Below are 15,396 nucleotides of genomic sequence, written 5' to 3'. Positions count from 1 at the left end.
TTAACCTTTCCGTTTGATGTAGGCTTTTGCAAATTCAGGAAGAACAAAAGCGGCTTTGTGAATTTCTGGACTATAGTATTTGAGTCCTTTGGGAACACGTTTCGGATCTGGTGTTACCGAATACGGATCAATCGCATTCGATAAAAAAGTAAACCCGATGATCCCAGAAGGATAAGTAGGAATGGTTGTGTAGTAATAACCATACTCTGGAAAAATTTTGGGAATAAAATCAAAGAGTGACGAAATCACATCCCCATGATACCAAAAAGATTCCGCTTGTGTCGCAATGATTCCTGTTGGTTTTAAGGCACTTGCCATATCACGAAAAAATGGTTCTTTGAATAAAACTTCTGCAGGACCCACAGGATCACTTGAATCCACGAGGATCACATCAAAACGACCTTTGTTGTCTCGCGCAAATTTAGCACCGTCATCATAATGATGGATGACCTTTGGATCTTTCATTGCATCTGCACATTCAGGAAAATATTTATAACTAATATCCACAACTGCTTTGTCAATTTCGCATAACACAACTTCTTTGACAGATGGATGTTTTAAAACTTCGCGGACAGTTCCCCCGTCTCCCCCACCAATCACAAGAACTGATTCTGGATTGGGATGACTCATCATTGGGATATGGGCAATCATTTCATGATAAGAATGTTCATCTTTGTTAGTAACCATTGTTACGCCATCAAGTGTAAACATTCGGCCGAAGGATTGTGTTTCGAAAATATCTATTTTTTGGAACGGAGATTGTAGGCTTTCGATTGTTTTTGTTACCCGGTAACTGACCGCACGCCCTTTTTCTAATTCCAATTTTTCAGTATACCAAATCTCCATTAATTTCTCCTAAGGTTTCTCTCTTTAAACCAGATTTGTTATGGGAATAAAGAGGTGTAGTTTTTTTTAAACTTTCTTTGTTTATAAACAATGAAAAATTCAACTTGGCGAGAACTGGGTGTTTCGGTTCTATTGCCTTGTATGCAGAAATATTCACGTGTTTTTTACCTGCTTGGTTTTTTATCCATGCCCCTTTTCATTTTGTTGCTAGTATATGGATATATCAAAATCAACGAAATGGCCAGCGAAGAAATCCACTGGGGTCATAATAAATCCTTTGCTTTTGGTCAAGCATCACGTGAAGGGAAACTCGTCCTACTTGCTGTCACCAAATCCCGATGTGAAATGCTACAAGGTTTAGAATGTGGTGAAGGGAAACCGGATCTTGGTACCTATGTTCTCCTAAACTATACCCCAAGAGAACAAGAATTCCAATCATTGATTTTGGATGATCGATTTGCTTCTTTAAAGACTGAACCTCTCCCGCAATATTTTCTTCTGAATTCCTCTGGGGAAATTCGCCATATGTCAAAACAACTTCCAAGTGTGGAAGAAATGCAAAAACTTCCCAAAAAAGAATGATCTTTTTTCTGTCCTAAATAAAATTCTCTTGCAAGTTCCCAGATTCAATATACCCTATGGGGTATAGACCCAGCGGAGGATTTATGTTAGGACTCACTGTTCACAGAAAAAAAAGTTTCGAAGATACCATCACTGACACAACCGAAGCCTTAAAAAAAGAAGGTTTCGGAGTTCTTACCACCATCGACGTCAAAAACACCCTCAAAGAAAAAATCGGAGTGGATTTCAAACGTTACACAATCCTTGGAGCATGTAACCCTAGTTTTGCGCACAAAGCCCTCCAAACCGCTGATGAAATTGGTTTATTACTTCCCTGCAACGTAGTGGTCACAGAAGAAAAAAGCGGCGAAACCAAAGTTTCTATCTTTGACCCGATGACCATGACCAAACTGGTCCAAAATCCTGAACTCGAAAAAATTGCCAAAGAAGTCCAAGAAAAATTAATTCAGGTCATCCACCACTTACACGAATGATTCTGATGTTTTGGTGATATTTGCGGGCGCCTCGCCAATGGAGATCAGTTTTCACAATCTTTCCATTAGGCGATCCCGCTTTCCGCTCCAATCTTTCTGAATGGATTCCTTTACCAAACACGAATTTAAACCAGAAAGGATTTCCGCTGCAATCGGTGGCGTTTCGAATTTTATCTTAACGACAAAACCCCTTTCGTAATAAAACTTTCATTACTTACTTGCAGAATGTAGGAAGGTTTTGTTTCGCACTCTTAACCCGAGTATAACAAACCGTATACCCTTGTGTCGTCATTCCAAATAAATTTAAAGGGCCACCAACCGGATATTGTGCTGTCGATGCGGGACCTTCTTGCCAGTCAATATTGTAATTTCCTTCACTTTGTTTGATGAGTGATCCTTTCGCCACAGAGCCACTTTTTTTGTAACAAGATTTAATATCGCGATTGTTACTAATGATAAGCCATGCGGAAGGATTCGGACTTGGATCCTTAACACAATTGTTCGTCAAAATCCAATTCCCTTCCAAAATCGTCTTTGAATCCTCTAGGTTAGCTTTATCTCCCGACTGACAATAAAAAGCTGTGACAGAAACAGCTAATGCAATTACGAAACTAATTTTTTTCACTACTGACTCCTCTTGTAGAAATATATTATTTCTACAAGAGGAAAGTAAAAACTAGAAAACTGGAGTTTTGTCAAACGGAAATGTGAGTTTTCCCGATTATTTTTGTTAGGTTTTGTTTCGAATGAATTTTCCCATTGGCGTAGAATTCAGATAAACTGGAGATTACTTGAGTAAATCGAAATCAAAATGGGAAAGGGAATCATATCAAATTGAATGGAATCATTTAAATTTTTCCGAATTTCAATTTGCAAAATGAAATGAACTTACATTCGCAATACAAAATTGCTCACCTTTAAACAAATCTTCCAGAAAAAACGATTTTTTTCACAACCGGTAGTCACAACTTCCTCTTTTTTGTGTATCCAATGCAAAGGGAAAAACCTTCACAAAGGAGACAATCAAATGTTAGAAAGTTTAAAAAACCAAGGGCAAGATTTACTGACCCTGGAAAGTTTACCACAAACAACAGCCATTGAAATCGCGATAGCCCAATGCGCCGCAGAGGATTCCGAAAAATACCACCAAATGCGTAAAAAAATGTTACCTCTACTCCAAAACCAAACTGGTTTTTTGGCTTGGCGAGCCTTCCGTTCCCAAACAAGAGAAGGGATCATGTTAGATCTTTTGTACTGGGAAAATGCGGAAGATTGTCATAAAGCAGGAATCACACTTCAAAATTCAGAAACAGGAAAAGAATTTTTCGCCTTGATGAAACAAACTTTAATCTTTGAAATGTTTGAACGCCAACCACTCTAATGAAAACAAACAAACCAGAGGAAATAGAAATCATCGAAAGAGCGCGGACGGGAGACCGCCGTGCTCTAGAATCATTGTTATCGAATGTACAAACTTGGATTTACAATGTCGTCCGACGTATCTTATTAAACCCACAAGAAGCCGAAGATGTTACCCAAGAAGTGCTACTTAAAATTGCCACAAACCTTGCCGCCTACGACCCAACAAGAGCCAGTTTTAAAACATGGGCTTACCGAATTTCCATAAATCATGCGTTAAATGGGAAACGAGGAAGATTGGAAGAAATTACAACTGGTTTTTCAGATTATGCAAACGAATTGGAAAAAATGCCAAATATAGAAATTCCGGCAAATGAACTTTCTCGGCCAGAAAACTTAGTTTTAATAGAAGAAGCAAAGGCCTCTTGCACCTTGGGAATGTTACTCTGTTTGGACAGAGAACAACGTATCGCCCTGATCCTTGCCGATTTGATGGGACTCAGCGATCGTGAAAGTTCAGAAATTCTTGGTATTTCGAATGAAGCATTTCGAAAAAGATTAAGTCGTGCCAGAAAAGATCTTTACACCTTTTTGGATGATAAATGTGGTCTCATGAACGAAAAGAATCCTTGTCGTTGTTCCAAAAAAATGAAAAGTTTTCAAAACAATGGTTGGATTGATCCGACTAACCCTCGTTTCTCAATGCCACTGGTTCGCCGCTTAAAAGAGCAAGTTGCGGAACTGCATTGTGAATTTGAAGATTTCAAAAGACTTGAATACCAAGAGATATTTCGGGACCATCCGTATTTTGAAACTCCTCCCAAAATTTTGGATGAGTTAATTGCAAAATATAGTCCTGCAGTTTAAGTCTTACAATCTATCTAAAAAAATGGAAGAAGGAGAAATCTTAATTAGGATTCTCCTCTACTCTTTTTCCACTCTCCGCTTGTTTTCGAAATACTTCTAAAATAGCACAAAACAAAATCACACCACCACCTAACCAAAGTCTATCAGGTGGCACTTCACCCAAAAAGTACCACGCCGCCAAACTCCCGTAGATGGGACTAAGTGTGGACAACGTTCCTGCTGTTGTCACAGACAAATTTGATAAACTACGAATCCAAATGGTATGAGCAAGTGAAGTAAAAACTCCAGCGAGAACTACTTGAAACACCAAGTATTTGGGTTCCGATAACATCACAAAAAGCCCATCTGCAAAAGGAAGAAGGACAAGACTTGTTGCCATGAGTTGGGTAAAAAGAATCTGAGAGCTCGGGTAGTGAACATGCATTTCTTTTGTCAACAAATTGCGAATCGCATAAAGAACTGCCGAGACCACTCCCCAAACAACTCCTTGGAACATTTGGTTGTCCCAAGATAGATCCGGTACAATTAAAAAAAGTCCAAAAAAGGAGAAACAAGCGATAAAGAAGGCAAAGGGATCGGGGGGTTTTCCACCAAACAATGGTTCCAAAATGGCAGAAAACACGGGATAGGTGAAAAGAGACAACATCCCTACAGCGACAGTAGACACTTGGATGGAATGAAAATAAGTAACCCAATGAAGGGCGAAAAGAATTCCGATTCCAAAAACGAATAAAAAGTCTTTAAAACTTCGATAAGAAACGGACTTACCTCGAAGTAGGAAAAATAAACCAAGGATCAAAACAGAAAAAACTGCCCTACCAGAAATGATCGTGACCGCAGGAAAAGGAAGGAGTTTGGCAAACAAAGTGACGTTCCCCATAATGAGGATCGTCAAATTGAGTTCTAAAACAGATCGTAAGAATGAAGGAGAAGAAGACTTCACTTCTACTTAGGATTCAACCCCCAAAAATTTGGCGATGGATTTTCTGTCTTTTTCTAAACTATGTTTGTGAATTTCTTCAATTGCTTTTTCCACAATCGGAGAAACAAATAGAAGACTAGAAACTACATCCACATCGTAAGAACGTTTGGACTCCGCTCCATCAGCTTCGTATTTACTTTTACCTTTGATCACGAACACATTGTCTTTTCCTGGAGGCGAAATTTTGAATTCATGAGTGTTGGTCGTAATATCAAATGTGGATTCTTCTAAAAGAGAAAGGTCATTCAGGGCAGCCGAAAGTACAGCAGGCATGGATCCTTCCAAACTCACTTTCCGTTTTTGCCGAATGATATTCCCCTCTTTCGATTCTTCTAGTAAGGTTACATTCTTCAAATCAGGGAACTGATCTAAATGTTTGTATCTTTCCTCCCTCGCATGAAGAAGTTTTTCAAGGGAAACTGGAAATGAATGTGTAACTTGGTATTTCACTATTTTTTCTTACCTTTCTTTTTTGCAGGTTTTGATTTTTTCACCGCTTTTTTCACTGCCTTCTTAACAGCTTTCTTTGCCGACTTTTTGTTTGCCGGTTTGGCTTGTTTTGTAGTTTTTTTAGGAGAAGGTTTAGATTTCGTTGGTTGTGGTTTTTGTGTCGGTTTGGACGGTTTTGGTTTGGATGCGGCTTTAGCGGAACGATTCACTTGTTCCATTAATTCTTCATCTTCCCAGTAAAAAACTTGGTCAGCAGGTGTAGATTGTTCCATTGCCATTGCTTGTGCTTCTAACAATGAATTGTTGGACTCATTAAAATTTGCCAATTTTTGAAATAACAAGTTGATTTTTGGATCTTGGAATTTGTTACGAATAGTTGCGTAAAAATTACGTGCGTCTTCCCCTTCTCTGATGGCGAGTTCGATCGCTTTTCTTTCGTCGGCCTTCACTTCTTCGTTTTTGTTTCGATCAAGTCGATCCATTACCTTTTGGATAGTAGAAGAATGAAATTTTTCAATCTGAGAAAGTTGTTTTAGATTGGGAAGTTCCTTCCCCTCCGCACTTTTATAAATTTCCTTAATAAATTTAATGTGCTCATCGCCATCTAACGCAAGTTGGCTGAATAATTCTCTGATTTGGCCTTCTGGTAAACTTTCAGAGAGTTTTAGATAAAAATTGAAACATTGAACCTCATGTTCAATCGCAGCCGCAACCGCTTCAATAAAGGATGTTTTTTTTAGTGATTTCATAATCCCATTCCCTGGTTATTCAAAACCATTGATACGATACTCTTGAGTTTCAGGTGAATCAAGTATTTTTCACAGATTGTACATCCAACTCTTCTGCCTTTGTGGCCGAGTAGATGAGGACCTGGGCAATATAGTAAGTTACCATAATTCCCATCGATGCAGTGAATCTGTCCATTTCTGGTTTTAGAAACATAGAATAGGCAATGATAGAATCAGACAGGATAAAAACTAAGGCGCCCAAAAGGCCCAAATAAAATGGTTTGGAAACAGAATTCCTAGCAGCAGCACGCCAACCCATAAGACAAATCGCCGAAATATAAACTCCTACCGGAATGAGAAGAGCACCTAGTTTTGGCACAAGAACAAGAAAGAAGGAGGAACCAAATAATAAAAAGGGAATGGCAAGGATGGGTTTGATTTTCGAATCCAATGTAAAAGCATAGGAGTAAATCAATTGAGCAATGAGAAAGGAACCTAGCCCAAATACGAAAAATCCTTCTTTGGGAAGAGCAAGGAAACTATCTCCAAAAAGAGAAAACACAAGTCCTACAGCCACCAATTTCCCACGTTTTTCCAAACTGGGAAAATAACGAAAGAGTGCGACGATGAGAATCAGGATTGGAATGATTTTGGAAGGGAGATAAAAAACATCCTGTTTTGTGATCGTAGCGATCGCAAGCAGATGCACAATAGAATAGAGAACAAACAAAACAATTTCTTTAGCCATATTTCTTACTTTACAGGGAGATCATTCTCGAGATTTCATCAGATGAAAGCCCGAGTGATCAGCCTATGAAACAAACACGACCCTTGTCCATCCTTTTCTTAATCTGTCTCCTTTGGACCCAGACTTTATCTGCTAGAGAAGTCCCTTCTGGTGGCGAAATGTTGATCGATTTGATTGTGGCGCGACCTATGGGTCTTGCCGGTACAGTGCTTGGGACTGCAGCCTTTATTGTTGCTTCCCCTTTCACACTATTGTCTGGAACTTTTTTACAGTCAGGTAAACGTCTTGTTGTTTATCCGGCAAAATTCACCTTCACACGTGGGTTAGGCGACTTCCCAGGTTATATGGAAGATTACCAAATCGTAGAGGAATAAATTGAACGAATTTTTATTTTCAGACTTCCCTGAAGTTTCCACTGAGGATTGGAGAAACCAAATCCTAAAAGATTTAAAAGGTAACCCTTGGGAAAAAGTCACTTGGGAAACAGAAGAAGGTTTCAAAATCGAACCCTTCTATCGCAAAGAAGATATCGTAGACCTCCCTCGAGTGTACAAACGAACCAATGGTTGGAATGTCACAGAAACCGCAACTTCCGAATCCGAACTGATTGACCTTTCCAAAAAAGGTGCTGATGCCGTAATTCTAATCTCGCAAGGGGATAATGGAAAATTACCTGGATTAAAGATTGGATCCGCTAGTGACCTAGAACGATTGGCAGGGCTTACAGGGAATCTTCCCTTGGTTGTATCTCTAGAAGAAAAAACACCAACATTCTCCGACTCTTTAAAAAAACTTATTTCTTCGCATAACATTGTACTCAGTGATTTTGATCCTTATGGAGTCGCTTTAAAAAAAGGTGAACTAGGAACCGAAGAAAACGTTATTGGCAAAACATTCTCTTCACTTGCAGGAACCAAAGGGTTTTCCGGTGTCGGAATTCATAGTTATTATTTGCGAGATGCGGGTGCATCCATTGGCCAAGAACTGGCTTATTCCCTCTCTTGGGGAGTCGATTATTTAAACCGTCATCTAGATGCAGGTGTGACGATTGAAGATGCGGCTTCCAACCTTTGGTTTTGGATGGGGATTGGTTCTGACTATTTCACTGAAATCGCAAAATTCCGTGCCATGCGCATCCTTTGGACAGAAATTTTAAATGCTTACAAACCCGAACTTGGGGTATCACTTCCAGCACTGATTGTGGCAAGGACATCCAATTTTCAATTCACGGCTTATGATCCTTATGTCAATATGTTACGAGGAACTACTGCGGCAATGTCTGCAGTGATGGGCGGAGCTGATTTTGTTTCTGTATTGCCCTTTGATTCCGAATACTCCGCAAAACAAGAGTTAGGCAAACGTATTGCGAGAAATTCACAACTCCTTCTTCGTTATGAATCCTTCCTAGACAAAGTGGAAGATCCTGCTGCCGGTTCTTATTACTTAGAAGTGCTGACAAAAAAACTATCGGAATCGGCTTGGGGAAAATTTCAGAATTTGGAGAAAGATGGTGGGTTTGGTGAAGCACTTAAAAAAGGATTCATCCAAAACGAAATTTCTACGAGAGCCAACCAAAAAAGAAATGCACTTGCTACCAAAAAAGAAATTTTACTTGGAACGAACCAATACCCACTCAGTTCCGAAAGACATCCAGAATTAAAAACTTCCTTGGAAATTACAAAAGAAGATACCAACACCAAAGGACAGACTCGTTTTCTACGTCTTTTGCCAGTTCGTTTATCTTATGAATTTGATAAATGGAGAAATCTCACTGACATCCATGTTGCCGCTGGTAAAAAACTACCAAAAGTATTTTTGCTTACGATTGGGGATTTAACCATGCGGAAAGCCCGAGCTGGTTTTAGCTCCAATTTTCTTGGTTGTCTCGGGTATGAAATCATCGACAACCTAGGATTTGCCTCTGTCAAGGAAGGGGTAACGAAGGCAAAAGAACTGGTGAGTGAAATTGTTGTTCTTTGTTCGTCTGACGAAGAATATGCGACCTATCTCCCAGAGTTTGCCCAAGAAATGCAATCCCAACTTCCAGACTCTTGGAAACTACTTGCGGGTTACCCAAAAGACTTAATCACCCAAGCAGAATCACTCGGTATCGACGACTTCATCCATATGAAACGAAACATCGTGGAATTTATGGAAAAAGCCCAAACCAAATGGATCGGGAAATAAAATGAACAAACCTAATTTTGCGAATACTCCTCTTTCTTTCAGTTCCAATCAACCGGATTCCAAATCCATTTCGCTTTGGCAAACAGCAGAAGGGATCTCCATCCAATCTCGTTATGCGAAGACTGATTTAGAGGGAATGGAACATCTAAACTATGCTGCAGGAATCCCTCCTTACTTACGTGGTCCCTATTCCACTATGTATGTGAATAAACCTTGGACGATCCGCCAATATGCAGGATTTTCCACGGCAGAAGAATCAAATGCTTTTTATCGTAGGAACTTAGCTGCAGGACAAAAGGGACTTTCTGTTGCCTTTGACCTTGCCACACACCGCGGTTACGACTCTGACCACGACCGAGTCGTGGGAGATGTGGGAAAAGCCGGTGTGGCCATCGATTCGGTTCTTGACATGAAGATCCTCTTCGACCAAATCCCTCTAGACCAAATGTCTGTTTCCATGACCATGAATGGTGCAGTCATCCCCGTCCTTGCCTTCTACATTGTCGCTGCTGAAGAACAAGGTGTTTCCAAAGACAAACTTTCCGGTACCATCCAAAATGATATTTTGAAAGAGTTTATGGTGCGTAACACTTATATTTACCCGCCAAAACATTCGATGAAGATCATTGCAGATATCTTTGGTTATACTTCCAAGTACATGCCTAAGTTTAACTCGATTTCCATTTCGGGATACCATATGCAAGAAGCGGGTGCAACTGCAGACTTAGAACTTGCCTATACCCTTGCAGATGGATGGGAGTACATCAAAACAGGAATTGCTTCTGGTCTTTCCGTGGATGAGTTTGCGCCTCGCCTATCTTTTTTCTGGGCGATTGGAATGAATCATTTTATGGAGATCGCCAAGATGCGGGCCGGTCGTCTGCTTTGGGCAAAGATCGTCAATCAGTTCCAACCTAAATCTACTAAGTCTCTCGCACTTCGAACCCACTGCCAAACCTCCGGTTGGTCTCTCACCGAACAAGACCCTTTCAATAACGTAGGAAGGACTTGTATCGAAGCGATGGCCGCAGCCCTTGGTCATACACAGTCCTTACATACTAACGCACTAGACGAAGCCATTGCCCTTCCGACAGACTTCTCAGCAAGGATTGCAAGAAATACACAAATTTATCTCCAAGAAGAAACCAATATCCACCGAGTCATTGACCCTTGGGGTGGCTCCTTCTATGTAGAAAAACTCACAAATGATTTAGTACACAAAGCTTGGTCCTTAATCACCGAAGTACAAAAGTTAGGTGGGATGGCAGAAGCGATTGAGACGGGAATCCCTAAAATGCGAATCGAAGAGGCATCCGCTAGAAAACAAGCCCGTATCGATTCAGGAAAGGATGTGATTGTAGGAGTAAACCGATTCCGTTTGGATAAAGAAGCTCCACTTGATATTTTAGACATTGATAATACTGCTGTTCGAATTGCCCAAATCAAACGTTTGGAACAAATGAAAAAAGATCGGGATAGTAGTGCCGTAGAAGCTGCGTTAAATGCCATCACTAAATGTGCAGAAACAGGGAACGGAAATCTCTTGGAACTGGCGGTGGATGCAGCTCGCAAACGTGCCTCCCTTGGTGAGATTTCTTATGCCATGGAAAAAGTATTTGGGAGGTATAAAGCTGTGATTCGTTCCATCTCTGGAGTGTATTCCTCTGAAATTTCCGAAGACAAAGGGTATATCGAAGCAAGATCCCTTGCCGATGAATTTGCACAATTAGAAGGCCGTCGACCACGAATCATGGTTGCCAAAATGGGCCAGGATGGACATGACCGTGGTGCCAAGGTGATCTCCACTAGTTTTGCGGATATGGGCTTTGACGTTGATATCGGACCACTCTTCCAAACTCCAGCAGAGGTTGCCAAACAAGTGGTAGAAAATGACTGCCATATCCTAGGAGTTTCCTCTCTTGCTGCCGGTCACAAAACCCTTGTCCCACAAGTGATTGAAGAACTTAAAAAACTGGGAGCAGAAGATGTACTTGTAGTTGTGGGAGGAGTCATTCCTGCACAGGATTACGACTTCCTCTACAAATCAGGTGCCACTGCGATTTTTGGACCAGGAACTGTGATCTCAGAAGCTGCCAAACAAATTCTGAACATCCTTCTCGGCGAAAGAAGAGCCGCTTAAGTTCTAAACAAGGGCTTGGGGAACCATTCCACCAAACACCGATTTGTCTAAACAACAATCGGTGTTTTTTCGGACGATTCGCTAATAGAAATTCAAACTATATGAAAACACCAAACGAGGACATTGGCAACAAGAAAGAGGACGCGGATGTAACAAATCCAAAATCGGCACTGTCAGTCAACCCAGGTGTCGCCGATGCCCCCGCCATTTCTCCCTACATTCGTGACCAAAGAAAAACCCTTAGTCGCAAAGAAATCTCAGCAGAGGAATTAGCAGCCGGCATTCTTTCAGGAAACCGCACTCACCTCTCCAAAGCAATCACTCTTGTCGAAAGCAATTTAGATGCACATAATGACAAAGCCCAAGCCATCTTGGAACTAGTGATGCCAAAAGTAGGAAACTCCATCCGCATTGGAATCACTGGGGTTCCCGGTGTTGGGAAGTCTACCTTTATCGAAAGTTTTGGAAGTTACCTTCTCGAGCAAAATCATAAACTGGCAGTCCTTGCCATTGATCCTAGTAGTCAGCGGACCAAAGGTTCTATCCTTGGCGATAAAACTAGGATGGAAATTCTTTCAAAATCAGAAAATGCTTTTATACGTCCATCACCTAGCAGTGGTTCGCTTGGAGGGGTTGCTAGAAAAACAAGAGAGTCCATGTATCTCTGTGAGGCAGCAGGATTTGATACCATCATCATAGAAACAGTGGGTGTGGGACAATCCGAAACTCAAGTACACTCTATGGTCGATTTCTTTTTACTCCTCATGCTAGCCGGTGCTGGTGACGAACTCCAAGGAATCAAACGTGGGATTATGGAGATGGCTGACCTCATTGCCATCAATAAAGCCGACGGACAGAATGAACCCTTTGCCAAACGTGCCAGAGTTGAATATGAATCTGCCCTCCACCTTTTCCCAGCCCCCGAATCCAAATGGACACCCCGGGCGACCACTTGCAGTGGGATTGGAGGAAAAGGAATCGATGAAATCTGGAAGTTGGTTTTAGATTATATCTCCACTACAAAAGCAAACGGGTATTATGCGAAAAATAGAGATAACCAGACCCGGATGTGGTTTGAAGAAACTCTCAGAGAAGTAGTTTTGGAACAGTTTTTTATGCGCCCAGGGAAAAAAGAGGCCATCCTAGAATCGGAAACAAAACTGATGTCCGGCCAGTCTACACTCTTAAAAGAAATCAAACGATTGATGGACTGATCATCACCAAATCCAAAATTAGAAGAAAATTTTTAATCCTGCTTGGTATTCATTCCAATCCAATTCTTTTGTTTGGATTTGTTTGTATTTTAATTCCAATGATACATTTTCTAATAATGTCCAATTGATTTGAGAGACAAATTCAGGGAAGTTCCCTCTTTCTCCCGCAAAGGAAGACCGGTAGTCTCCTGAAAAAATCAATCCAAAAGACTCATAGATACGAATGAGAAGACCTGTGCTACTCACACCTCCTAAACGATAACCCCTACCCCAAATAGGAGATTGATCTGCCCTAAAATCCAAAAATGAAAACAAAACAAATTGATGCCTGAAAAAAGGATAAAATGGCTCCCAGGCAACCCCATAACCTCCACTCACATAACCGTAGTATTCTGCAATGGATTTTGTATAGTTTTTCTCCGTATAAAGTGACTTAACGCCTAAATCCAAACGCCAAGAGGGTTTCCAAATTTTCTGTCCAATTGGGTTTAATGAAGTCATTTCCAAAACGTGAAACTCTTGAATTACGGTTTGTTTTGTATCTTCGTAGAAACGTGCATTCATTCTTAAAAACGAAATTTGATTGTACGGAGAATACCCTAAATAAGAATCCGTAAAATCTCGGAGTACTGGCCGGTATTGGATTTCGCTATAACCTCCATTTGTCGAATTTCCATGGGCCATTGTCACTTGTGATGGTGCATGGCTGAGAAGCGGATTGGACAATTTTTCAATTTGGAAATATTCTGGTAACGAATTTAAAACCTGTATGTCTCCTCTTTTTTGTTCCGCTTCTGCATATAACTCTTGGTCTTTGATTTCCATCTTTCCATATGCTTTAATTTTATGAATGACTAGATGGTCGATATAAATATCAAAAAGAAGAGTCCTTCGAACTGAGTCTAACTCAAAGACTGAATCCATCTTCCCATCTACCATTTGGTCTAAAATGGTTTTTTCTGAAGAAGTTAAATAACCATATTTGTGCCTGTATCTTTCGATGATAGAAGGTCTAAACTGAATTTGGTCAATGAGTCCCGTTTGATTGGAAAGAATTTTCAAACTTTCTGTTGGCAGTAACATCACGGAAATTCGATCTGTAAGTCTGAGACTTGGTCTTGCTACTTCAAGAAGAGTCAAAATGCGGAAAGAACAATTTTCATCTAAAAAATAATAATCAAAATGATTTTGCGACATCTCCCAAAGATGACGAGTCAATTGATTCACTTCTTCTTGGTTTAAGTTGAGTTTGAATTCCCAAAGATTTCTGTTTTCAAATTCATTGTACTCATGAATTTTATATAGGTACTTTTGAATTTCAAATGATCCATGAAATCCACCGGCAAGCCCATAAATCACAAAAGAAATTGGATCGATGTTTCCAGGGACTGTTGCCGCATAATTCAAGATCAAATCTTCGGAAACAACTCCATTTGATTTTTCTTCATTAAATTTGAGCATCGTATGCCCAAATAAGGAAGCAGGATGTTCTGGATGAAAAGATGCAAAAATTACCGAAACTGATTTTGCTCGCATTTGGTTCTTAAACTCAGGCCACTTCGGACAATCTTGTTCCCAAGTTGGATCAATAGGAAATCCGAAACGTTTTCGAATCCAATGAAACCTAGCAGGGAATTTGCATTCCATTTTGATTAAATCTTCTTTTGGTTTTTGAAAGAAATCCAAATGAGCTTTTAATTCAGAGGTTGGATTGGTAAGACCGTCAGCAGATAAAAAAAAGGAAGGTCCATCAGCCAGACTTTTATATGTCTTTTTCCATTTGGAAGTTTGGTAATGAAGGAGAACTAGCCAATCTCTTTCCAAAGAAGCTTTCTCAATAGAATCTGTATCTGGAAAGTTTGACTCAGAATGTATGGGCGAGACAAAAAGACAAAAGAAGAAAAATGTTGTAAGAAAATAATGATGGAGTTTGTTCAATGAAAGAGGAGAGAAGTTGGACTGAGCAACATAAGTTGCATCAGCCCAACAAAAAACTTACTTAACGCCGGTAGCTTGGCAAGCTTCAGTTGTAGAAATTCGGCTTGTAGTGAACAATCCGTGAGTCGCAGGACCTTTTGCATCAACAACTTGAGTCACACCTTCTTTGTTTAGGTCATCTAAACAAGCAGTAACAGGAGCACCCCAAAGTGTAAAGATAGCCGGGTTCATTTGAGTAGCAGTTACTACTTCTTTTCCGCCAACTTTAGTTTTGTCGATGCTGTAACAGTTTGCAATGAAAGCTGCAACTGCTGCCATGAGTAAAATTTTCTTCATAAATTCTCCTATGAAAGTGTAACCAAGGCTATATTCCCGTTTCCTTTAGGCAATATTTTTTCGGGAAACAAATGTTACAGAATTGCAATTTTTTGAATCGTCTGTAGGTAATTTTGCCACCTAAGACCATTCCTAAATCTCCTGAATCCCACAGAGGAAACTAAAAAAATACCACCGTGGTCTCGAACACGATGGCACTTGCAAAAGCAATGGAATGTTAAATGGAAATTCTACACGATTCGCCAGCCAAAGTAAGCAGACTGGGATTCTTCGGATTATGCTAACAGAGACGGGAATTAGTGTCTATCTACCAAATGGTATAAAAAGAAAGTAAAGAAACCATTCCCAACCTAAACTTTTGCTTTTTTTGGATTCCTTTATAAAACCCAATTCATCAAAAATACCAGTGCTAAATACACACCAAACCATAAAACAAGCCTTAGTTTGATAAAAAAAGCAGAGATCCAATGAATCGATTCTAGTCGCATTTGTTTGTATTCTGGTAAGTTGATGAGGCAGTATAACCGATTTTGTAGCCAATGTCCA

At 40.2% G+C, this 15,396-nt stretch carries 16 protein-coding genes; 8 read left to right on the top strand and 8 right to left on the bottom strand.

Translation table 11 applies throughout. The features are described from left to right. Positions 1-846 carry a polyamine aminopropyltransferase gene (gene speE / locus CLV96_RS15245; protein ID WP_004787861.1) on the bottom strand — a complete coding sequence of 282 codons (846 nt, stop codon included), beginning with the start codon at positions 844-846 and terminating at the stop codon, positions 1-3. Positions 847-987: 141 nt separating this feature from the next. On the opposite strand from speE, the gene CLV96_RS15240 reads away from it, so the two are divergent. Next, positions 988-1,428, top strand: coding sequence for a hypothetical protein (locus CLV96_RS15240; protein WP_004788270.1), 441 nt, complete (start codon positions 988-990; stop codon positions 1,426-1,428). A gap of 83 nt (positions 1,429-1,511) precedes the next feature. Next, a complete protein-coding gene (locus tag CLV96_RS15235; RefSeq protein ID WP_004788185.1) occupies positions 1,512-1,901 on the top strand; it encodes a DUF302 domain-containing protein in 390 nt (129 codons plus the stop codon). A 214-nt stretch (positions 1,902-2,115) separates the two neighbouring features. Here the strand turns inward: CLV96_RS15235 and CLV96_RS15230 are convergent, their stop codons facing one another. Next, a complete protein-coding gene (locus CLV96_RS15230) occupies positions 2,116-2,526 on the bottom strand; it encodes a hypothetical protein (RefSeq protein WP_040917495.1) in 411 nt (136 codons plus the stop codon). 402 nt (positions 2,527-2,928) lie between these two features. Between CLV96_RS15230 and CLV96_RS15225 the strand changes: the two genes are divergently transcribed. Together CLV96_RS15225 and CLV96_RS15220 are read left to right on the top strand one after the other, a co-directional pair. Continuing rightward, positions 2,929-3,282, top strand: coding sequence for an antibiotic biosynthesis monooxygenase family protein (locus CLV96_RS15225; RefSeq protein WP_040917534.1), 354 nt, complete (start codon positions 2,929-2,931; stop codon positions 3,280-3,282). After that, positions 3,282-4,127, top strand: coding sequence for an RNA polymerase sigma factor (locus tag CLV96_RS15220; RefSeq protein ID WP_004787997.1), 846 nt, complete (start codon positions 3,282-3,284; stop codon positions 4,125-4,127). The genes CLV96_RS15225 and CLV96_RS15220 overlap by 1 nt, the downstream gene beginning before the upstream one ends. A 40-nt stretch (positions 4,128-4,167) precedes the next feature. On the opposite strand, the gene CLV96_RS15215 is transcribed toward CLV96_RS15220, so the two are convergent. The 4 genes from CLV96_RS15215 to CLV96_RS15200 all read right to left on the bottom strand — a co-directional run bounded on the left by CLV96_RS15215 (position 4,168) and on the right by CLV96_RS15200 (position 7,035). Further along, positions 4,168-5,007 (bottom strand): DMT family transporter, encoded by an 840-nt coding sequence (locus CLV96_RS15215; protein ID WP_004787867.1) that lies wholly within the window; start codon positions 5,005-5,007, stop codon positions 4,168-4,170. A 69-nt stretch (positions 5,008-5,076) separates the two neighbouring features. Then, a complete protein-coding gene (locus CLV96_RS15210; RefSeq protein ID WP_004788278.1) occupies positions 5,077-5,559 on the bottom strand; it encodes a DUF2505 family protein in 483 nt (160 codons plus the stop codon). After that, positions 5,559-6,308 carry a ferritin-like domain-containing protein gene (locus CLV96_RS15205; RefSeq protein ID WP_004787839.1) on the bottom strand — a complete coding sequence of 250 codons (750 nt, stop codon included), beginning with the start codon at positions 6,306-6,308 and terminating at the stop codon, positions 5,559-5,561. Before CLV96_RS15205 ends, CLV96_RS15210 begins: the two co-directional genes overlap by 1 nt. 58 nt (positions 6,309-6,366) lie before the next feature. Continuing rightward, positions 6,367-7,035: a lysoplasmalogenase gene (locus tag CLV96_RS15200; RefSeq protein ID WP_004787986.1), complete on the bottom strand. Its 669-nt coding sequence runs from the start codon at positions 7,033-7,035 to the stop codon at positions 6,367-6,369. A 65-nt stretch (positions 7,036-7,100) separates the two neighbouring features. Here CLV96_RS15200 and CLV96_RS15195 point away from each other — a divergent pair, with 65 nt between their 5' ends. The 4 genes from CLV96_RS15195 to meaB all read left to right on the top strand — a co-directional run bounded on the left by CLV96_RS15195 (position 7,101) and on the right by meaB (position 12,576). Continuing rightward, entirely contained in the window at positions 7,101-7,409 is a 309-nt protein-coding gene (locus CLV96_RS15195) for a hypothetical protein (protein WP_004788068.1), read from the top strand. Position 7,410: 1 nt separating this feature from the next. After that, positions 7,411-9,222 (top strand): methylmalonyl-CoA mutase family protein, encoded by a 1,812-nt coding sequence (locus CLV96_RS15190; protein ID WP_004787876.1) that lies wholly within the window; start codon positions 7,411-7,413, stop codon positions 9,220-9,222. 1 nt (position 9,223) lies between these two features. Next, positions 9,224-11,362, top strand: coding sequence for a methylmalonyl-CoA mutase (gene scpA, locus CLV96_RS15185; protein ID WP_004788009.1), 2,139 nt, complete (start codon positions 9,224-9,226; stop codon positions 11,360-11,362). Between the two features lie 101 nt (positions 11,363-11,463). After that, complete coding sequence (gene meaB, locus CLV96_RS15180) at positions 11,464-12,576, top strand: methylmalonyl Co-A mutase-associated GTPase MeaB (RefSeq protein ID WP_004788032.1); 1,113 nt, start codon at positions 11,464-11,466, stop codon at positions 12,574-12,576. A gap of 18 nt (positions 12,577-12,594) precedes the next feature. Here meaB and CLV96_RS15175 read toward each other — a convergent pair whose 3' ends face one another. Together CLV96_RS15175 and CLV96_RS15170 are read right to left on the bottom strand one after the other, a co-directional pair. Continuing rightward, complete coding sequence (locus CLV96_RS15175) at positions 12,595-14,400, bottom strand: Lnb N-terminal periplasmic domain-containing protein (protein ID WP_134152033.1); 1,806 nt, start codon at positions 14,398-14,400, stop codon at positions 12,595-12,597. A gap of 171 nt (positions 14,401-14,571) precedes the next feature. Then, positions 14,572-14,850, bottom strand: coding sequence for a hypothetical protein (locus CLV96_RS15170; RefSeq protein WP_004788263.1), 279 nt, complete (start codon positions 14,848-14,850; stop codon positions 14,572-14,574). Between the last annotated feature and the right edge of the window lie 546 nt (positions 14,851-15,396).

The sequence above is a fragment of the Leptospira meyeri genome, assembly GCF_004368965.1.
GTDB classification, from domain to species: domain Bacteria; phylum Spirochaetota; class Leptospiria; order Leptospirales; family Leptospiraceae; genus Leptospira_A; species Leptospira_A meyeri.
The sequence above is the reverse complement of the archived record's forward strand: the minus strand, read 5'-3'. Positions and strand labels throughout refer to the sequence as shown.